At 68.5% G+C, this 18,915-nt stretch carries 16 protein-coding genes and 1 pseudogene; 11 read left to right on the forward strand and 6 right to left on the reverse strand.

Translation table 11 applies throughout. From position 1 onward, the window contains the following. The first annotated feature begins 826 nt into the window (after window positions 1-826). Both KI385_RS21965 and KI385_RS21970 read left to right on the forward strand, forming a co-directional pair. A complete protein-coding gene (locus KI385_RS21965; protein ID WP_238573878.1) occupies window positions 827-1,618 on the forward strand; it encodes a phytanoyl-CoA dioxygenase family protein in 792 nt (263 codons plus the stop codon). Window positions 1,619-1,863: 245 nt separating this feature from the next. Next, window positions 1,864-2,004 (forward strand): annotated as a pseudogene (locus tag KI385_RS21970) (IS110 family transposase); the annotation flags it as partial. A 1,498-nt stretch (window positions 2,005-3,502) separates the two neighbouring features. On the opposite strand, the gene KI385_RS21975 reads toward KI385_RS21970, so the two are convergent. Then, the gene (locus KI385_RS21975; RefSeq protein ID WP_238573879.1) at window positions 3,503-4,732 is read right to left on the reverse strand and encodes a M6 family metalloprotease domain-containing protein; all 1,230 of its coding nucleotides are present in this window, start codon (window positions 4,730-4,732) and stop codon (window positions 3,503-3,505) included. 584 nt (window positions 4,733-5,316) lie between these two features. Between KI385_RS21975 and KI385_RS21980 the strand changes: the two genes are divergently transcribed. The 4 genes from KI385_RS21980 (at window position 5,317) to KI385_RS21995 (ending at window position 7,925) form a co-directional block, all read left to right on the forward strand. Next, window positions 5,317-5,670: a PadR family transcriptional regulator gene (locus tag KI385_RS21980; protein ID WP_238573880.1), complete on the forward strand. Its 354-nt coding sequence runs from the start codon at window positions 5,317-5,319 to the stop codon at window positions 5,668-5,670. 12 nt (window positions 5,671-5,682) lie between these two features. Further along, window positions 5,683-6,243 carry an HAAS signaling domain-containing protein gene (locus KI385_RS21985; protein WP_238573881.1) on the forward strand — a complete coding sequence of 187 codons (561 nt, stop codon included), beginning with the start codon at window positions 5,683-5,685 and terminating at the stop codon, window positions 6,241-6,243. Beyond that, on the forward strand, window positions 6,240-7,553 hold the full coding sequence (locus KI385_RS21990) for a VanZ family protein (RefSeq protein WP_238573882.1): 1,314 nt from the start codon (window positions 6,240-6,242) through the stop codon (window positions 7,551-7,553). The genes KI385_RS21985 and KI385_RS21990 overlap by 4 nt, the downstream gene beginning before the upstream one ends. A 117-nt stretch (window positions 7,554-7,670) precedes the next feature. Next, window positions 7,671-7,925 (forward strand): PLD nuclease N-terminal domain-containing protein, encoded by a 255-nt coding sequence (locus KI385_RS21995; protein ID WP_238573883.1) that lies wholly within the window; start codon window positions 7,671-7,673, stop codon window positions 7,923-7,925. 505 nt (window positions 7,926-8,430) lie between these two features. Here the strand turns inward: KI385_RS21995 and KI385_RS22000 are convergent. Next, a complete protein-coding gene (locus tag KI385_RS22000; RefSeq protein ID WP_238573884.1) occupies window positions 8,431-9,069 on the reverse strand; it encodes a TetR/AcrR family transcriptional regulator in 639 nt (212 codons plus the stop codon). Window positions 9,070-9,164: 95 nt separating this feature from the next. On the opposite strand from KI385_RS22000, the gene KI385_RS22005 reads away from it, so the two are divergent. After that, the gene (locus KI385_RS22005) at window positions 9,165-9,884 is read left to right on the forward strand and encodes a hypothetical protein (protein ID WP_238573885.1); all 720 of its coding nucleotides are present in this window, start codon (window positions 9,165-9,167) and stop codon (window positions 9,882-9,884) included. Window positions 9,885-10,061: 177 nt separating this feature from the next. Here KI385_RS22005 and KI385_RS22010 read toward each other — a convergent pair whose 3' ends face one another. Continuing rightward, entirely contained in the window at window positions 10,062-10,949 is an 888-nt protein-coding gene (locus tag KI385_RS22010) for a LysR family transcriptional regulator (RefSeq protein ID WP_238573886.1), read from the reverse strand. Window positions 10,950-11,075: 126 nt separating this feature from the next. On the opposite strand from KI385_RS22010, the gene KI385_RS22015 reads away from it, so the two are divergent. Then, window positions 11,076-11,477: a carboxymuconolactone decarboxylase family protein gene (locus KI385_RS22015; RefSeq protein WP_238573887.1), complete on the forward strand. Its 402-nt coding sequence runs from the start codon at window positions 11,076-11,078 to the stop codon at window positions 11,475-11,477. 167 nt (window positions 11,478-11,644) lie between these two features. Here the strand turns inward: KI385_RS22015 and KI385_RS22020 are convergent, their stop codons facing one another. Beyond that, window positions 11,645-12,763, reverse strand: coding sequence for a hypothetical protein (locus KI385_RS22020; protein WP_238573888.1), 1,119 nt, complete (start codon window positions 12,761-12,763; stop codon window positions 11,645-11,647). Between the two features lie 169 nt (window positions 12,764-12,932). Then, a complete protein-coding gene (locus KI385_RS22025; protein WP_238573889.1) occupies window positions 12,933-13,082 on the reverse strand; it encodes a hypothetical protein in 150 nt (49 codons plus the stop codon). 469 nt (window positions 13,083-13,551) lie between these two features. Between KI385_RS22025 and KI385_RS22030 the strand changes: the two genes are divergently transcribed. From KI385_RS22030 to KI385_RS22040, 3 genes are all read left to right on the forward strand, one after another. Next, entirely contained in the window at window positions 13,552-14,070 is a 519-nt protein-coding gene (locus tag KI385_RS22030; protein ID WP_342593526.1) for a gluconokinase, read from the forward strand. A gap of 63 nt (window positions 14,071-14,133) precedes the next feature. Continuing rightward, on the forward strand, window positions 14,134-15,084 hold the full coding sequence (locus KI385_RS22035) for a DUF389 domain-containing protein (RefSeq protein ID WP_238573890.1): 951 nt from the start codon (window positions 14,134-14,136) through the stop codon (window positions 15,082-15,084). Window positions 15,085-15,215: 131 nt separating this feature from the next. Next, window positions 15,216-17,054: a glycoside hydrolase family 15 protein gene (locus KI385_RS22040; protein ID WP_238573891.1), complete on the forward strand. Its 1,839-nt coding sequence runs from the start codon at window positions 15,216-15,218 to the stop codon at window positions 17,052-17,054. A gap of 30 nt (window positions 17,055-17,084) precedes the next feature. Here KI385_RS22040 and KI385_RS22045 read toward each other — a convergent pair whose 3' ends face one another. Continuing rightward, window positions 17,085-18,866: a cation:proton antiporter gene (locus KI385_RS22045; protein ID WP_238573892.1), complete on the reverse strand. Its 1,782-nt coding sequence runs from the start codon at window positions 18,864-18,866 to the stop codon at window positions 17,085-17,087. Between the last annotated feature and the right edge of the window lie 49 nt (window positions 18,867-18,915).

An 18,915-nucleotide genomic window follows, 5' to 3' on the forward strand; every position in this document is an offset into this window, starting at 1 on the left:
CCGTGGCCGACCACCACCCCGACACGCTCTACGCCGCCCCCAGGGCTCGTCCAGCAGACGCGGAAGAGCACACGATGCAGCTCGTTCATGCGGTGGTCGTCTCTCTCCCTCTGCTGCGCCGCATCGGCCTCCTGGAGCCCGGGACTTGTGCATCGAGCCCTGCGCGAGCTGCTCACATCCAGGATCGTCGAGTGCAGCTCGGCCGGCACCGCCGATGCGGGGTGGCGCAGCCGTGCCGGCTCGGCGACGTCCGCGCCATGTCCCCGGAGCGTTCGAGGTCAACGCTCACCGGCAGCGAGCTCACCACTGTGCGCAGGTCGTTCACCACCAGTCGTCACCGCTGCCGGCGCACCAGCAGCACAATGGCCCTGGGGAACCCGCTTCCCCGGTGTGCCCACCATCCGTGCCAGTAGCGTGCCAGTCAGAGCGGTAGACAGCGGTCAAGCAAGGCCAGAGATTCCGCCGCGCACCAGCCCATCCGGATACGTTTTCGCTGTTCAGAGGGGCATCAGGCACCCGAAAGCCCCCTGATTCCCAAGCTCGGAGCGCGGGTTCGATTCCCGTCACCCGCTCCATAGCGAAGGCCCAGGTCAGCAACCTGGGCCTTATTTGTTGTCTAGACCTCTTCGGTGCGGGCGTGCCCTCCGCGTGCCCTGTCTCTCGAGTCCGGCGGCAAATTCGCCGCGCCATTGTTTGGGGCGGTGGAAGCAGCGTTCGACGACGTTGCGGCGTCGGTGGACAGCCCTTAGGGGCTCGGTGAACACCCGACAAAGGCGGTGCGGAAAATGTCGGGTGATCGGGACCGGTGCCGCCGCACGATGAGGGCATGGATGACACGACCTTGGTATCCCGCTTCCTCCGCGACGGCTTCGTGAAGTTGGAGGGCGCCGTCGCGCCGCGCGTGGCCGCGGACTGCGCGCGGCTGCTCTGGCGAGAGACGGGCTGCGACCCGGACGATCCAGCGACCTGGACGCAGCCCGTGCACTGGGTGGCCGGCATGGCGCAGGGGCCGTTCGCCGCCGCGCCCAACTCCCCTTCCCTGCAGGGCGCGTACGACCTGCTCGTCGGCGCGGGGCGTTGGGAGCCGCGCTACTCGCTGGGCACATTCCCCCTGCGCTTCCCGCACGAGGAGGAGCCGGACGACGCGGGCTGGCACATCGAGGGGAGCTATCTGCCGGAGGGCGAGAGCTGGTACTTCACAAATCTTCGCTCCCGGGCCCGGGCGTTGCTGATGCTGTTCCTGTTCAGCGAGGTCGGTGAGGAGGACGCCCCGACCCGGATCCGGGTCGGCTCACACCTCGACGTGCCGAAGGTGCTGGAGAAGTACGGGGAGGACGGGGCGAGCGGGCTGGCCCTTGCGCCCGATCTGGTGGCGGCGTCCGACCACCGGCCACTCGCCCTCGCCACCGGGTCCCCGGGCGACGTCTTCCTGTGCCATCCGTTCCTGGTGCACGCGGCGCAACCGCACCATGGGGTGCGGCCGCGCTTCATGGCCCAGCCGCCGCTGATGCCGGCCGCGCCGTACGAACTGGAGCGGGCCGACGGCGCGTACTCACCCGTGGAGATCGCGATCCGTCGGGGCCTGGGACAGGACACCCCGGTCACCAGCCTTCGCTGAGAAACGCTCAACCTTCCCTACGTTGTCCTGCGGGAGACGGTGAGCTCTTCGTATGGATCATCCACCCAGGGGCGCCGGGTGTGGCTTTCAACCTTCTGCCGCTTGTGGCTACCAGCGATTGGCCCCCCAGCGCTCCACGACGACTCGGCTGCCAATTAGGAATTGCGAATGATCGCTCCGTAGGGAATCGACAGCGAGGTCGTCCGTGGGAGGAACCAGCAGCAGACACCGCACGGAGGCACCACATGGCCGTGATCTGGGCCGGCATCGACGCAGGCAAGATCCATCACCACTGCGTCGCGATCGACGAGAGCGGCCGCCGGCTGCTGTCGCGACGCGTCGCCAACGACGAGCCCGACCTGCCGTCACGGTTACGGCCAGTGATCGACTCGCGGGCTGTCTCCCTTGCACCCCGGCTGACAGACTCTTCGGCCATGACGAACAGCGGACTGTGGGTCGGCATTCTCACCGCGCTGACCGCGCTCGGAGCCAGCTACATCACCGCGCGGGCGGCCTTGCGCACAGCGCTGGCCCAAGCCCGAACAACCGCATGGGCAGAATCCCTTCGTGAGCAGCGGGACCGGCGCCGATCCGCCTATCGGGAGATGATGAGCTGCGCGCACGCGTTCTCAGCGGTCACGTGGCAGATTGATGACGTCGACGCGGCGCGCGACCGTGAGAGCAAGGACCGGCTCCTGAAGCAGATGTACGAGCGCACAGGCCCGGCCATCGGGGACATGAACAGGGCGATGCATGAGGTCCGGCTCGACGGTCCTGCTGAGGTTTCCGCCGCGGCGGACCACGTGCGGAATATGGCACGGCGCTTGCAGCCGCTGCTCAAGGCGCTCATCGGTGACGACAGTCCCGAGTGGCGGGACGAGTACGACGCTGGCTACCGGGATTTCCGGGAAGCCTACGTCACGTTCATCGGTCTGGCGCGAGGAGCACTGGAGGTCAAGGACGAGGACGGATAGCCCCGGCTTCCTCAGCGCGATCAGATGCGCGTAAGCCGAGCGATTCTTCTTCCGCCGCCGCCAGTACCGCTGAGGCGTGAGGCGGGGGCCGGCCACAAGGTGGAACGTTCGATGCATACGCAGAGTGGCGCTGTAACTGGCCATACGTGGGGAATCCGAAGTGGCCGCTGTCAAACGCCCCGGAACACCCTCCGCGTCGCTTCCCGCACGCAATCCCGATGTCTCCAGCAGAGGCGTCCACGCCGTCGCAGCGATCCGAACCCGGCGAGTCACTCCCGATCTGAGGCCCCGGCAGCCTGCGTGCCAGTGTCGTGCCAGATACAGCGGTAACCAGCGGTCGTCCAAGGGCAGCGGAGTGACGTCGTACGCCCACTCCGGGCAGAGCGTTTCCCCAGGTCAGGCGCGCATCAGACACCCGAAAGCCCCCTGATTCCCAAGCTCGGAGCGCGGGTTCGATTCCCGTCACCCGCTCCATAGCGAAGGCCCAGGTCGGTGACCTGGGCCTTGTTTGTTGTCCAGACCTCTCAGAGGCTCGCGCACCACTTGCGCACACGTCAACTGCCTTGTGGCCAACGGCCCATGAAGGCGCGTGACGGGCGCCCACAGCCGCTGAACCCGCAGGCCAGAGATGCATTCCCCTTGCCATGGCGCCTTTAGTGAGCCCCAACCACAGGTAGCACGAAGCCGTCCAGGAGCGGCCGATCTCTGCTGAATCGGCGTCCTGGACGGCTCGGTTGGAGGTTCAGGCGGGGCGCACCACTCGCGCACCACTGAAGCCTGGCTCTGTCGGGGATCTTGCAGCCGTCGAGGTCAGCCGCCGACGGCCCGCCAAGACTTCAGCCGAGGGATCCCATGCTGGTCGAGGAAGCCCTGGAAGGCGGTCGGCTGCCGACGGGGGTTCACTGTGCGGTCACCACTTGTAGGTCCACACCGTGTCGTTGTCCGAGTCGGAGCTGTTCACGTGGATCCGGATGCGGGCGTTGTCGTCCTGGAACGTCTGGCCGGGCTTCCAGGTCTGCATGTCCAGCGCGGTGCAGTTCCCGGTGGGTGCGGCGGCCTTGGGGTTGCTCACCACGCGGACCGGTCCGCTACCGCTTTCGGTCGAGGTGTCGACCTTGTAGATCAGTACGCCGGTGTCGCAGGCGTCGGAGTCGTTGTTGGCGGCCTTGCGGGACTCGGCGACGTAGGCCGTGGTGTCGCTGGTCTTGATCACCGCCAGTTTGTAGCCGTCACCCCCGTGCTCCACCCCGTTCAGGGTCGTGGAGTACGTGTCGTTCGTGGACAGGCAGGAGACCTGGCTGTCGTTGATCCAGCCGAACTTCCACGCGTGCCAGCCGAGGAACTGCGGGGCCGGGCCGCTGACCTTGCCCATGACGTCCCAGCCGCCGACGTACTGGTGCTGTTCGCCGTTGAACGCGTAGAGGTCGGGCAGGCCGAAGGTGTGGGCGGTCTCGTGGTCGGCGACCTTGTAGCCCCAGTGCCACATGTCCTGTCCGAAGGTCACCGCCCACTTGATCGTCACCCAGGCGTTGGTCGCCTTGTTCCAGACCTGGGTCGGGTTGGACGGGTTCTGGACCCAGGTCGGGGTGTGAGTGATCGCTGCCGCGGTGCTGGTGGGCACGATGTAGAACGTGTCGTAGTCGGCGAGGTTGACGCCTGCGCCGGCGGCGCCGGCGAGCGCGTCCTTCACATAAACCCGGTGCGTGTCCCAGGAGAACCCGCGCGCCCAGTTGTAGTCGGTGGAATTCTTCGGCATGCGCACCCAGTTGCCGTACGGGGCCTTCATATCCAGCGAGACCTTGCCGTTGGACGCCTTCTGCATCCAGCCGTCAGCGCCGGATATTTGGTCGTAGTAGCGGTCGAGAGGCGTAGTGGTCCCGACGGCGTCGGGGAAGTCCACGTAGATCACGCCCACGCGCTTGGTGCCCTCCGGTTTCTGGAACCGGTTGTAGTCGGTGTTCTGGCCTTCATCGGTGTAGCCGGTCGTCCCCTGGAGCGCACATGCCGAGGTGCTTTCGTTGGCCCCATGGGCGGTACTGACGGGGACGATGGCCAGGGCGAGCAAGGCGAGCAAGGCGGCGGACAGGACGAGTACGGGCACCGCGACGCGCGGGCGCCGCAATGCGTGTGCGGATCTCATGGTGTTGCCTCCGTGGGGGGGGAGAGGCATGCCTCCGTGGGGAGAGGTGTGCCTCCGTGAGAGGAGAGCCCGCGCTGAGTGATGCGGGCATGACAATCTGTTGCCTGCCGGTGAATTTCGTTGGGGACAGAATGCGGATACGGCGGCGACGCCGAAAGCTACCGGATCTCCATAACAGCGCGCTATGGGCCAAATTGTGCCGTCCTGATCACGAGTGGTAATCGGGGATCCGGATGTGAAGCGAAACGCCGGCCCGGCGCGCTCGACCCGTGCGGAACGTCGTCGAATTCTTCGGAAAGGGCGATGCGGCGTAAGCGGCCGCCTCAACTCCGTACTGCCAGAAGCCATTTGAAACGCCAGTCGTGGCGGGCGCGACCGTGTCGGGTGACGCGGATACGGCGCTCCTGCGACAGGGGCGCCGACGTCTCACCAGCCGACGGTCAGCAAGTGCCCCCGGCGCCAAGAACGTTCGCCTTGGAGGCGAGGTCGTTCTTCGTCTTCGGCCTGTCGGCGACCTTGCCGTATGCCGGACCCCACCAACAGCACCTTTGGCCGCCTGGAGATAACCAGGTACTGTGCAATGCATGGAACCTGACGTTGCAGGTAAGCCCGCCGCGGGCAAGGCGGAGAGCCAGCTCCGCAAGGGGGTGCTGGAGTACTGCGTGCTTGCGATCTTGCGGGACGGCTCGCGCTACGGCGTGGAGCTGCTCGAAACCCTCGGCGCGGTGAACGGCATGGTCACGAGCCAAGGGACGATCTACCCCTTGCTGTCGCGGCTGCGCCGTGACGGACTGGTGGAGACCCGCTGGCAGGAGTCCCCCAGCGGGCCGCCCCGGCGCTACTACGAGCTGACACCGCCGGGGCATGCGGCGCTGAAGGAGTTCACCGCGATCTGGCCGCACTTCCGTGACGCGGTCGACCACTTCCTCACCGACTGACAGGAGACCACCATGACGATCACCGAGCACCCACTGGTGAAGAAGTACCTGGCCACCCTGGCGCGTGAGGCGGCCGGACTCAGCCCAGAACGCCGCAACGAGCTGCTGGCCGACCTGGAGGAGCACATCGCCGTGGCGCTCGCGGAGGAGTCCGCCTCCGGCGACGACGAGGTCCGCGCCGTGCTCGCACGCCTCGGCGACCCGCGCACCATCGCGGCCACCGCGCTCGGCGAGGAGATCCCCGCTCCGCAAGTGAGCCGAGGACGCACCCTCGCCCTGCTGGGACTGCTGGCGGCGACCGGCCCCCTGACGCTCGCCCCCGTGCTGGGCCTCCCCGTCCTGATCGGCGCGCTCTGGTGGCTGTGGACCGCGCCGCAGTGGCGCAACCGGGACAGGGCGATCGGGACGGCGGCCGCCCTCGTGCCGCCGCTGTTCGTGGTGTCGCAGTGGGTGGTCCCCGGGGGCACGCTGAACTTCGGTCTCGGCGCATTCATCCCGTTCCTCCTGGCCGTCCTGGCGCTCCCGGCCGCCGCCGGCGCCTATCTGCTGCGGGCGGCGAGGCGCCCGGCGTGACGGATATCTACCTGCTGCCGATCGGTACGGCCGCGCTGCTCTTCCCCGCGCTGGCCTTCGTGATGTTCGTGCCGACGGCGATCGTCCTCTACCGGCGGCACGGCGTCATGACCCGCTGGCGGGTGCTGTCGCTCTACGGCAGCGTCTACTACGCACTCACCTCCTTCTGCATGGTGATCGTGCCGCTGCCGAAGCCCTCGGTGAACGTCTGCAAGGAGTACCCGTCCTTCGCCCACCCGCAGCTCACACCGGGCGTCGCCTTCTCCGACATCTGGAAGGAGGCGCACCACCGCGTCACCCTCGACGCGCTGATCCTGCACAACTCGGCCTTCTGGCAGACCGTGTTCAACCTGATCCTGCTGCTGCCGCTGGGGGTCTTCGTACGGATCCACTTCCGGCGCGGCCTCGCCGCGGCCACCGCGGCCGGGTTCGCCGGATCGCTGTTCTTCGAACTCACCCAGTACACCGGACTCTGGGGCCTCTACGCGTGCCCCTACCGCCTCTTCGCCGTCGACGACCTCATCGTCAACACGGCGGGCGCCGCTCTCGGATGGGCGGCCGCCGGACCGCTGGCCCGGGCACTGCCCGCCCTGGACGCCCTGGACGACCGCGCGCTCGCCCCGCTCGCCGCCGGCAAGATCCCCTTCGGCCGCCGTCTCATCGCCCTGCTGCTGGACGTCACCGGCGTCATGCTGCTCACCCCGGTCATCGCGGTCATCGGATATTTCGTGCTCGGCGCGGAGACGGTGCTCTTGGCGCCGCCGGTCGCCTTCGGACTGTGGTTCGTTCTCATCCCCTGGCTGATGGGCGCGACACCGGGCAAACACGTGCTCCTGCTGAGACTGGTCACGCCGGACGGCGGACGACCGAGCCCTGCCAGGCTCGCGCTGCGCGCCTTGGTACTGAGTCCTCTCCTGCTGCTCGCATGCCTCGTCGGGGGTGCGGCCCTTTCCCTCACCGCTAGTGCGGTCTTCGTCGGCGCCACCGCTTCCGCTGCCGGCCCCTCCGCGCTGACCGAGATCGCGGGCCGGGTGAACTTTCAGGAGGTGGCGTACAGCCTCGCGGCCGACCCGGTGGCCGGACTCGTTCTGCTGCTGCCGCCGGCGCTCTGCCTGGCCCTGATCGGCGCCTGCGTGAGGGGCATCCGCCGCCACCCCCAGGGCCTGGGCCTCCACGAAACCCTCTCCGGCATCCGCAACCATGCCCTCCCCCACACCCGAGCACGCACCGGCCCGGACGCGCCCGAGTCGGCCGATCCACAGGTGCCGACGCCGGTGGCTGCGGCCGATGGCTCCCGCACAGGCGGGTAACCGCCTCTCACCTCCACCCACACACCTGGTGCGCCACTCGCCCCAACCACCGGTCACCACACGTCCAGCCCGACCGACGAACTCTGGGAATCCCCCCAGCAGTAAGAGGAGAGAACGATGCAGGCACAGCTCGCACACCAGATGGCCCTTGCCCCTACGGGCGACATCATGTTCGCCTGCGCAGGAGCTGCTGTGGTCCTGGGCGCTCTCGCGTTTTTCTTCGGCGCTCTGCTCAGCATCGTCAGGTCCGACCTCACCGGCGGGATGAAGCTGGTCTGGGTCGTCTTCGCCTTGATGGCCCCCTTCTTCGGGTGCCTGCTCTGGTTCCTCGTCGGTCGCCGTGACGCCCAGCGTCGGGCAGGCATCGCCTGATTCGCAGGGCGCCCCATCGACGGTGCCTGGTCCCGCATCGTGAAGCGGTTGCAGTCAAGTTCCGTCGGCAGCAGAGCCCGTGGCGCGCAGCGAGACTCCCCGTGCGGGAACATTCCCGTTCCGGGGCCGAGTGCACCGCCGTGCCGGTGTCGTGCCGGACAGAGGGGTGACCAGCGGTGAACAAGGGGCAGAGACGCAGCCGGACACACCCCCTCGGCCGCAGCGTTCTCCCTGGCCAGGAAGGCATTGGGCACCCGAAAGCCCCCTGATTCCCAAGCTCAGAGCGCGGGTTCGATTCCCGTCACCCGCTCCATGCGAAAGCCCCAGGTCATCGACCTGGGGCTTAGTTGTTGCCCAGACCATGTCGGTGGAGAGGAGATCCATGGTGCGGCGTGCGTGTGGCCGAGCGCTTCACTTGGCGGGTGCGCCGCCGAGTTGGCGGGCTTGAGCGTCGAAGTTGGCGGGCGGGCAGCGGGCTGAGCCCGGCCGCGAGGTCGCCTGCTCCTCACGCGCTGCCGTCGTTCTTGGTGAGGGTGTCGAATGCCGTGCACAGGAGCCGGATGCTTCGCCGGAATTTCTCGTTCTGGCTCAGCCGGGGCACCCGCTCCATGACGAGTGGGAAGTGCGCGCGCAGGTCGGCATGGCTCTCCGCGGTGACGGTCGGCACCTGGGGCTCGGCCTGCTCCTGGAGTACGAAGCCCGTGACGTGGCTGAGGAGGGTGTCGGCCGCGATGCCGCAGTGCTCGGCGGGGACGCCGGCGTCGAGAAGGGTCTTGAGGAGGCGCTCCATCAGGGACAGGCCGCCGGTGCTCAGCGTCCCGGGGCTGTCGGCCAGCAGGAGTGCGCCGCCCGGGTGCCGCTGGATGCTGCGGCGCAGTTCTGCGGCTTGAACCTCGATCTCTTCCTGCCATGTCGCCTCGGGCGGGAGCGCGGCCAGGGCCGTGCTCCCTGCGTCGTACGCATGTCGGCAGACGCGGTCGGCCATCAGCGCAAGCAGTTCGTCCTTGCTGCGCACGTGGTAGTAGAGGCTGCCCGCGTGGGCGCCGAGCCGCTCGGCCACTTGGCGCATGGACAGGCCGTGGTATCCGGACTCGGCGAACGTGGCCATGCCAGCGTCGACGATCCGCTCCTTGGTGAGCTTCATGGGTCCACCGTAGCAACTTTTCAAACGGCGTTTGAAAAGTTGTGCTAGCGTCACCGACGAGCATTTTCGAACAGTGTTGGAGAGGTACGGGGGACATGGGCGGACTGCTGTTCAACGCGACGACCGCCGCGTTGATGGTGATGATGATCAACAGTGGGCTCGGCGCGGTGGGACGCGACTCGCTACGGGGGCGTCCCCTCCCGTGGGTCGCGGTCGGCCTGACCGTGCTGGCGGTGGCCGGTGTCGTACTCCAGCTGTGCTGGGCGGGGGCGATGGCCGCACTCGACGACGATCCCTCCAAGACCGGCTGGTGGCGGGTGTTCACCTCGGTCTTCATGCAGAACGGCGGTGTCACCGGCGCGATCTGGAACATCGCCACCCTCGCCTTCGTGGCGGCACTCGCGCAGTGGCTTTGGGGCGGTCCGCTGACGCTGCTCCTCTTCGTCGTCGGCATCCTCCTGCCGGAACAAATCGACGCCCTGCTCGGCCTGGGCGGCGGCCACAGCGCCGATCCCCGCAATTTCGCGGGCAGTTCCGGCGCCACCTACTTCCTGGGGGCGACCCTCGCCGCCGCCCTCCTGACGCGCGCCCAGACCAGGAAGCAGCGGGCCCTCGCGGTCGGCGTGCCGGCGCTCGGGCTGCTGATGTGGTTCGCTCAGGACAACGGCCACGGCCTCGTCGCCGTGTACGGCTTCGCGCTCGGCACCCTCATCTGGGCGGCACTCCGCTGGACGCCACGCTCGGGGACGCCGCATGCCGCGGCGGAGACCCGGCCCCGCAGCGCCCGCCAAGCCAAGCGCTCGTCCGCCAAGTGAAGCGCCCGGCCACATCGACCGATACGTGGCCAGCGCTCTGCCCGGAGAGTCACGGGGCGTCGTAATCTTCTTGGGCCCGCGGCACGATCGTTTTCCTTCACTCAGGCAGCCGCAGGCACGTTCCCGGCCGCGCGACGGCGCTTGCCGTACGCGACGGTCAGCACGACCAGCAACGGCTTACGCGTGGCTCAGTGCGTCGGTGAGGAGGGTGCGCATCCGTTGGACGAGCGGGTTGGCGTCGTCGGCCCGCCAGACCAGGTGCAGGGTGGTCGAGGTATCGGCCAGTGGCCGGGGGGTCACGCCGATGCGGCGCAGCGCACGGTGCGAGTCGGCGAGCACCGCGGCGCCGAACTTGGCCGCGACCAGGGCCAGTAGCGTCTGCACGCTGCGGCCCTCGGCGCTGATCTTCGGTACGACTCCGGCGCTGTGGCAGAGCGCGATGATCTCGTCGTAGGAGCGGGGAGAGACGTCCCTGGGCCAGATGACCAGGGGGATCTGGCCCAGGGCCGCGAGCGGGGCGGGTTCGGAGGGATAGGCCAGCGGATGGCCGGCGGGCAGGAACAGAGTCAGCGGCTCTCGCCACCACACCTGCGTGGACAGTCGGGCATCGCGGACCGGGAGGCGCTGGACCGCGAGGTCGAAACGGCCCTCCAGTACACCGGTCGACATCTCGGCATCGTTGAAACTCTCCGCCAACTGCAGTTCCACCCTGGGTAGTTCACGCCGCACCCGGCCCAGTGCGCCACCGAGCGGTCCGTTGATGCCCGAACCGGCGAAGGTCACGGTCAGTCGACCGGTCAGGCCCTGTGCGGCCAGTCGCACGTCCTCCAGCGCGGCATCCGCCTCGGCGAGCACGGCGACCGCACGCCGCACCAGGGCCTGTCCGGCCGGCGTCGGCGTAAGACCGCGGCCCTCCCTGGAGAACAGTTTGGCACCCAACTGCCTTTCCAATTCGTGCAGTTGGCGGCTGAGCGTGGGCTGTGTCAGATGGAGCCGCCGGGCCGCGCCGCTGATGCTGCCCTCTTCCGCGATCGCGACCGCATAGCCGAGTAGCCGTAGTTCCATCCATACCTCCCAGGCATGGGAACTATAGCCAGTCATGCCCACAGAGCAGATCTGGACGCCCCTCGGGCCAGGCTGGAGACAGCGCACCGGGCGGCCCGGAGCGCATACCTGACCTGAGGAGAGCCGATGAATCGCGAAGAGCGCTACGGGTACGGCATGAAGGTACTGGAGCGGGTTGACGGGGAAGCGGGGCAGCGGATCGTCGACTCCCTCGCGGACACCTCGCCGGAGCTGGGCCACCAGGTGGTGGCGTGGGCATTCGGTGACATGTACTCCCGAGCCGAGCTGCCACCGCGTGACCGGCAGTTGGTCACCCTGGGTGTGCTCGCGGCGCTCGGCGGCTGCGAGATCGAGCTCGAAGTGCACATCAACGCCGCGCTCAACGTCGGTCTGACCGCTACCGAGATCGCCGAGGCGCTACTGCACTCGGCCGTGTACTGCGGCATGCCGCGTTCGATCAACGCCACGCTCGTGGCCAAGAAGGTCTTCACCGAGCGTGGCCTGCTCCCCCTCACCAATCTCGGCTGACCGTCGCGTCGCCGTGTCACCCCCGACCGCCGGCGCAATCGTCCCCAGCAGACCGCCCGCACACCGCCTATCGAGCAACCGGCGCCGGTCCGCCGGCCAAGAGTCCGGAGGTCCGCCGGTCGGCTCTTCCAAAGCAGCTCAGGCGGCTGCCCAGGGCAGTCTGGCTCCTACGCTGTGTCCTCCCGTTCCCCAGCCTCGTTCGCCGCGTACGGGTGGACGTAACTCGTCCTGTCGAACGGCATGAACCAGTTCTCGACGTCCAACACTCCAGCTTCCAGCTGCTCGGCGCCGACCCCCTCGTCGGCATCGGCGGTGACCGACTCATACAGCCACTCGTAGTCGGAGTCTTCGTAGGCCTCGTCGGCGAAGGCTTCCCAAGCGGAGGTGATCTCGTCGTTCAAGAGGCCGTAGGTGTCGAGCACGACCTCGGCCTCACGCAGGAGGAACTTCAGGAGGAGTTCCTCGGCCACGCAGCTCAGCTGCACGAAGTCGTCGCGAGTGAGACGAGCGGTGAGCGATACGGCCGTAACGAGGAAGCGACGCGCGAAGAGGGCCGTGTACCGCACGGCGAACTGCTCAGGCAGATCTTCGAGGAACCACAGGGGTCCGTCGCAATCCTCAACGGTCGTTCCCTCGTCGCCAAGCACCTCCACATCGTCGAAGAGCTGGTCCACAAGGAGATCGATGGCGTACACCAACGCGCCGGCGGCGAGTGCCGCGTGCTCACGGTCAACGCCGGACTCGTCGTCTTCGCACCAGCCGAAGGAGTCGAGACCGAATGCCGTGAGGCGAGGCGCCAGTGCGCTGATCTTGACGCGCATCGCCTCGGCCTCTTCGTCGGTGAGCTTCGCGGCCGTGGTGGATGCGGCTCTCGCCTCGGCGTGCTGAGCGGCCCGTGCCGCGAGGTCTGCGGGCGGCGCATCCGGGCCGTCCGCGGCATCCAGGCTCTGCTGAGCGAGCTCCGGATGCAGCTCGACCTCGCACTTCGTGATCTCCCACGCGCTGAGCAGCTCCGACCGCTCCAAGATCTCGCCCACGACCCCGCGCACCGCGTCCTCGGCGAACTCCAAGGCCGGTGCGTCCACGAACAGCTTCAGCAAGGCCCCGCCGGGGTGGGCCGCCAAAATGGAGTCAACGATCTCGATTTCCATACCGTCGGGTCCCTCGACGGCCTCGATCGCGTCGATGCCCTTCCGGAACAGGAAGAGAACACCCTCTCGCTGCAGGGCATCCAGGTCAGAGGCTCCGTCCGGAATGCACGTATCCACGCTCACCACATACGTCACGCGGCCCATCGTGCCCGAGTGCCGCTGCCCCACGGGCCGGAATCCGTCCTCTCCAACCACTGGGATCTACGGCTACCCGGCCGCACCTCCACCCGGAAGGCGCATCCGTCGCGCAAGCAATCCGGTCCCGTGCGCAACAGCGCCCGTGGCGCGCTGCGAGGGGCCTACGTCACCCCTTGTCCTTCTTCACTTTGTACAGCTCGAGATCTCTGTTCACGAACAGATGCACATAGCCGCAGTTCCAGCAGATCAGCCCGGTCGCCGACTCGTTCGCCCAGCCGTAGCCCATGAACTCCATGCCGGAGCTGTTGAGCTTCACCTCACGGTCCCGAAACAGATCGCCCTGACAGAAAGTGCACTTGACCCACACATTCCCGACAGCCGCACGTACGGGCTTGGCCACACCCTCACCTCTCCCAAGAACAACCGGAGTGGCGCAACCGTCTCGCACACACCGCGCAGCGGTCAGCATAGTCAGGGCATCGAACCGGGCCATGAGCTGGAGGGACCGCGGACCGCCCCCGCCCATCGCTGGCCAGCCCGCACCGAGTTGGCGCCCATAAGCCCCTCCCAAGCGATGTGATCGGCTGTCGCGAGACGCCTGTGCACCACGCCGTGATGACCCGCCAGTCGGACGCCCTCGGCCGGATTGCCGGTCGCGGCCGGTCGCGGATACCGGTGGAGGTGCCCGGCGGACGGTTCGCACGTGCGGCGCGTTGGGGGGTGACGGGCGATAGTGGAGATGTACCAGTGTTCCACCGCCACCTCAGGGAGGCTCGTTGACCGGTGTGGCCGGCGGTGCGCGGGTGGTGATCGTGATGGGCGTATCGGCGTCCGGGAAATCCACCGTCGGAGCGCGGCTCGCGCAGCAGCTCGGCGTGCCGTTCCTCGACGGCGATGATCTGCACCCGGCGTCCAACCGCGCCAAGATGGCGTCCGGGCACCCCCTCGACGACGCCGATCGCCGGCCTTGGCTGGCGGCTCTCACGGAGTGGATCCGCACGAATGCGGCCGGTGGGCACGGGGGTGTGGTGGCGTGTTCGGCGCTCAAGCGCGAGTTCCGGGACCGCTTCCGGCACTTGGGGGTGGACGTGTGGTTCGTCTATCTGGCTCTCGATCGTGAGCTGGCCGCGGAGCGGATCGCGCGCCGGAAGGGGCACTTCATGCCTCCGGAGCTGCTCGGCTCCCAGTACGACATGTTGAATCCGCTTCAGGCCGACGAGCCGGGCGTCACCCTCGACGCCTCCGGCAGCACGGCACACGTCGTGGCGGCCGCGCTGCATGCGATGGCGGGGCCGGAGCGGTAGGGGGTCCCCCTGACCGAAGCGAGCGCCAGGGTCTGAAGCCGGCTCCGCCCACAGGAGGTTCGGATGGACTTGATCCACTTCCGAATGGTCATGCCGCGCGCACTCACCCGGCCGACCGTCGACCTGCTCACCGCGGACGAGCGCGTCCTCAACCTCGTGGTCGTGAAATCGGCCCGCGTTCCGGACGGCGACGCGCTCGAATGCGACGTGATGAAGGGCGCCGCGAACAGCGTGCTGGGCGCCCTGCGTGAGCTGGGCGTCGACCGTACGGGGTCGATCGCCGTCGACGGCGTCGAGATGATGTTTTCGCACCGCGCCGAGCAGATCGAGGCCGACCAGCCGAGCGCACTCGTGCACGCACCGCTGTGGGCCACGGTCGAGGCCCACATCCGGTCGGAGGGAACCTACCTACCGTCCTTCTACCTGTTCTTGGTCATCGCCGGGCTCATCGGCTCGGTCGGCATCATGACGAACTCGCAGATCCTCATCGTGGCGGCCATGGTGGTCGGCCCCGAGTACGGCGCGATCACCAGCGTCGCCCTCGGACTCGACCGGGGCAACCGCCGCAGGGTCCGAGACGGGCTACGTGCGCTCACGGTCGGCTTCCTGCTGGCCATTGTGGTCACTCTGGGTTTCGCCGCGCTGGCGCGGGGCGCACACCTGCAGTCCAAAGCCTTTGAACTGGGTCTGCGGCCTGTCTCCCACCTCATCGACACACCGGACTTCTTCTCGGTCGTCGTCGCCTTCCTTGCCGGCGTTGTCGGCATCGTCTCGCTCACCGAGGCGCGCGGCAGTGCCCTGCTCGGTGTCTTCATCTCCGTGACCACGATTCCCGCCGCCTCGGACATCGCCGTCTCGGTTGCCTTCGCCGACTGGCATCAGGCATGGGGCTCGCTGCTCCAGCTCCTGCTCAACGTCGTCGTTCTCATCGCGGTCGGCGTCCTCACCCTCCGTCTGCAGCGACGCCTGTGGCGCCGCGCGACCCGACATGCGGCAGCGAAGCCCCCGCACTAGCCGGGAGCCGGTCACGTCCGCGACCAGCACGTCTCGCACGGCCCGAGCTCGGCGCGCCGGAGCCGGGCCCCCGGCTTACGCTGATCGGGGGGCCGCATTCGGGTGATTCGCACACCGAAGGGGGCGCCCCGATGGACGACTACCCGCTGATCGAGAACCACGGCCTGCTGGGCGATCTGCAGACCGCGGCCCTGGTGACCACGGATGGGACGGTCGACTGGTTCTGCTCCCCGCGGTTCGACTCCCCCAGCGTGTTCGGCGCGCTGCTGGACAAGGACAAGGGCGGGCACTGCACGGTCCGGCCCCTGCACACGACACACGCGACCAAGCAGTTGTACCTTCCCGACACGGCGATTCTGGTCACCCGGTTCATGACCGAGGCGGGCGCCGGTGAGGTGCTCGACTTCATGCCCGTGACCGGGACCACGGTCACGGCCGGCCACCGGTTGGTGCGCATGGTCCGCTGCGTACGCGGCAGCATGACCTTCGAGATCGAGATCGCCCCGCGGTTCGACTACGGACGCAAGGCCCACCAGCTGCACGTCACCGAGCACGGAGCGGTGTTCGCCTCGGACGACGGCGTGGAACTCACCGTGCACCCCATCCGCGAACCGGAGGACGGGCGGCTGGTGGACGCCCTGACGGACCAGCACGACGACCTGCACTTCTCGCTGACCCTGCAGGCGGGCCAGCAGCGCGGGCTGGTCCTGGCGTCGGCCGCCGACGGGCCGCCCAGGGAGATCAGCCTCGCCGAATACCAGCAACTCTTCGACGACACCGTCGTGTTCTGGCGCTCCTGGCTGGGCCAGTCACGCTACTCGGGGCGCTGGCGAGAGGCGGTGGAGCGCTCCGCGGTGACGCTGAAGCTCATGACCTACGCCCCCAGTGGCGCCCTGGTGGCCGCCCCGACGGCGGCGCTCCCGGAGCAGCTGGGCGGCGAGCGCAACTGGGACTACCGGTTCACCTGGATCCGTGACGCCTCCTTCTCGGTGTACGCCCTGCTGGGACTGGGCTTCACCGAGGAGGCCCAGGCGTTCATCGGGTGGCTGGGCGACCGGGTCCATGAGCGGGCGGGCAGCGACGAGGACTCCGGCCCCCTCAACGTCATGTACAAGGTCGACGGCTCCTCCGACCTGGAAGAGCAGATCCTCGACCACTGGGAAGGCTATGCGCGTTCGGCCCCGGTGCGGATCGGCAACGGCGCCGCCACACAACTTCAGCTGGACATCTACGGCGAGGCCCTCGACAGCATCTACTTCGCGCACCGGCACGGAATCCAGCTGGGGCACCGGGGATGGACCTCGCTGCTGACGAACCTCGACTGGTTGGCCGACCACTGGGACCAGGCGGGAGAGGGCCTGTGGGAGACCCGCGGCGGCCGCAAGAACTTCACGTACGGCCGTGTGATGTCGTGGGTGGCGTTCGACCGCGCGCTGCGGCTCGCCGAGTCGAACGGCCGGCCGGCCGCGGCCACACGCTGGCACAGCGCACGGGACGAGATCTACGAGCAGGTCATGGCGAAGGGCTGGAGCCAGGGGTGTCAGGCCTTCGTCCAGCACTACGGCAGTGACGTACTCGACTCCTCGCTGCTGCGGATGTCGACGGTGGGGTTCATCACGCCCGACGACCCCATGTGGCACTCCACCCTCGACGCGATGGAGGAGAAGCTGGTCAGCGACAGCCTGGTCTACCGCTACAACCCCGAGGCCTCGCCCGACGGCCTGCGCGGCTCCGAAGGAACCTTCTCGCTGTGCACGTTCATGTACGTCGACGCCCTGGCACGCGCGGGACGGCCCGACAAGGCGAGGCTGGTGTTCGAGAAGATGCTGGGGTACGCCAACCATCTGGGCCTGTACTCCGAGGAGATCGACCTGACGGGGCGTCAGTTGGGCAATTTCCCCCAGGCGTTCACCCATCTCGCCCTCATCGACGCGGCCATCACCCTGAACGCGACTCTCGACCGACGGTAGTCGGACCCGGTTCAGGTGGTCGGGCCCGGTTCAGGTGGCCGGACCCGCGCCCGTCGCCGACGCGGGTCCGAGAAGGACAAGCGTGTCGCCTTCCGCCGCGGTGACCGGCCAGGTCTCGGCCACCGGTTCCAGCCGGCCGTCACGCCGGACGACGAACAGGGGCCGGTGTCCTGGCGGGCACGGGACCGACGCGGGCTGTACGCGGAAGCGGGCGCCGTGCTCATGACGGGCCACCAGGGCATGGCGCAGGAGGTCCGGGCCGAAGAGGGTGTCACCAGCGGCATAGGGGGCAACGACGCCCCGACCGCCGGGGGGCGGGCCGACGCGGTAGACGGGGCCATCGATGCTGTCCCGCATGACGATCGAGGCGAGTGCGTTGAAGTCGTCGTCGTCGGTCAGCAGGAAGACCGACGTGACCTCCTCCAGCCGGGCTTTCGGATCGGTGGCCACGGCCATGAGCTCCCCGGCGGCCAGCTCGATCCCCGCTTCCGTGATCCGGTTCCTCTCCTGTGCGAGTCCCGCCCACATCAGCACGTCGAGTCCGGCGGTGCGCAGCGACCGGGCGAGATCGATGACCCAGGGATCGCCGCCCACCAGGAGCGGGCGGTCACGCGTGGGGCGTGCGACGCCCAGCCTGGCGGCCACCGGCCTCGCCGTCAGTGCATAGACCACGACCGTTCCGACGATCACCAGGAAGGTGACGGGAAGGATCTTGTCGGCGCCACGCAGGCCCGCGGTGATGAGCGAAGCGGAGAATGTCGTGGCGGTGGACGCGGCGACGATGCCGCGCGGGGCCATCCAGCCGATGAAGGCGCGTTCACGGGCGGCGAGATCCGTCCTGGCGGTGGACAGCAGGGCGACCAGGGGTCTGACCACCAGGACGAGCACGGCGACGAGCGCGAGGGTGGGCAGCAGCACAGGGACGACGGACTTCGGCGTCACCGTCGCCGAGATGGAGATGAACAGCAGGCCGATGATCAGCTGCACGAGCGTCTCGAAGAACGGCCGGCGTACGGGCATGTCGAAGCCGGGCAGGTTCGCGACGGTCAGCCCGGTGACGATCGCGGCGATCAGCCCGGTGTCGTCGAACACCATGTCGCAGCCCGCGGCCACCACGACGACGGTGGCCAGCTGGGCGAGCGTGCCGAGCGTCTCGCCGAGCCTGAGCAGCCGGAGGGTGAGCCACAGCAGTGCGGCGCCGACCGCGCCGCCCACGAGCCCTACGGCGATACCGGCGAAGAAGGAAGCGGACCGGAACCCGTGGCCGGTCCGGAATCCGCCGGTGACGAGGGAGTGGAAGACGACGGCGCCGAGGATGCCGCCGACGGGATCCATCAGGGACCCTTCCCACAGCAGGACCCGCCGCACCTTGTCCAACGGCCTGACGTGGTCGAGCAGCGGACCGACGACGGTCGGCCCGGACACGACGAGGATCACGCCGATCATGCTCGCCACGGCGAACGGCATCCCGAACAGGGTCGGCCCCAGGGCCATGACGGTCCCCGCGGTGAGCAGCACGCCCAGCACGATGAGTCGCACGACGACGCTCCGCACCGCGCCTTTGAGGTGGCGCAGGTCCAGTCCCAGGCCGGCGTCGTAAAGGATGAGCGCCACCGACAGCGACACCAGGGGCGAGAAGGCCGGCCCCACGAGCTTGTCGGGATGGACGGCCTCGGTGACTGCTCCGGCGGCGAACCCGGCCGGCAGCAGCACCACCAGGGCCGGGATCCGCAGTCGGCTCGCGAGGATCTGGGAACCGACGGCGAGGGCCACGGTCAGGCCGATGCCCAGCAGGATCTCGTCCACGGTCACCGCGCTCTCACCCTTCGGCGTACGCCCTGCGGTCTGCGCCCGCCACGAG

It is taken from the genome of Streptomyces inhibens (assembly GCF_022221585.1).
GTDB lineage: Bacteria > Actinomycetota > Actinomycetes > Streptomycetales > Streptomycetaceae > Streptomyces > Streptomyces inhibens.

Bases quoted from the DNA above. Each gene is read 5' to 3' on its own strand.
- KI385_RS22015 (WP_238573887.1), top strand. From the start codon at position 11,076: ATGAATCGCGAAGAGCGCTACGGGTACGGCATGAAGGTACTGGAGCGG.
- KI385_RS22035 (WP_238573890.1), top strand. From the start codon at position 14,134: ATGGACTTGATCCACTTCCGAATGGTCATGCCGCGCGCACTCACCCGG.
- KI385_RS21995 (WP_238573883.1), top strand. From the start codon at position 7,671: ATGCAGGCACAGCTCGCACACCAGATGGCCCTTGCCCCTACGGGCGAC.
- KI385_RS22000 (WP_238573884.1), bottom strand. From the start codon at position 9,069: ATGAAGCTCACCAAGGAGCGGATCGTCGACGCTGGCATGGCCACGTTC.
- KI385_RS22040 (WP_238573891.1), top strand. From the start codon at position 15,216: ATGGACGACTACCCGCTGATCGAGAACCACGGCCTGCTGGGCGATCTG.
- KI385_RS22005 (WP_238573885.1), top strand. From the start codon at position 9,165: ATGGGCGGACTGCTGTTCAACGCGACGACCGCCGCGTTGATGGTGATG.
- KI385_RS22010 (WP_238573886.1), bottom strand. From the start codon at position 10,949: ATGGAACTACGGCTACTCGGCTATGCGGTCGCGATCGCGGAAGAGGGC.
- KI385_RS21965 (WP_238573878.1), top strand. From the start codon at position 827: ATGGATGACACGACCTTGGTATCCCGCTTCCTCCGCGACGGCTTCGTG.
- KI385_RS21985 (WP_238573881.1), top strand. From the start codon at position 5,683: ATGACGATCACCGAGCACCCACTGGTGAAGAAGTACCTGGCCACCCTG.
- KI385_RS21975 (WP_238573879.1), bottom strand. From the start codon at position 4,732: ATGAGATCCGCACACGCATTGCGGCGCCCGCGCGTCGCGGTGCCCGTA.
- KI385_RS21980 (WP_238573880.1), top strand. From the start codon at position 5,317: ATGGAACCTGACGTTGCAGGTAAGCCCGCCGCGGGCAAGGCGGAGAGC.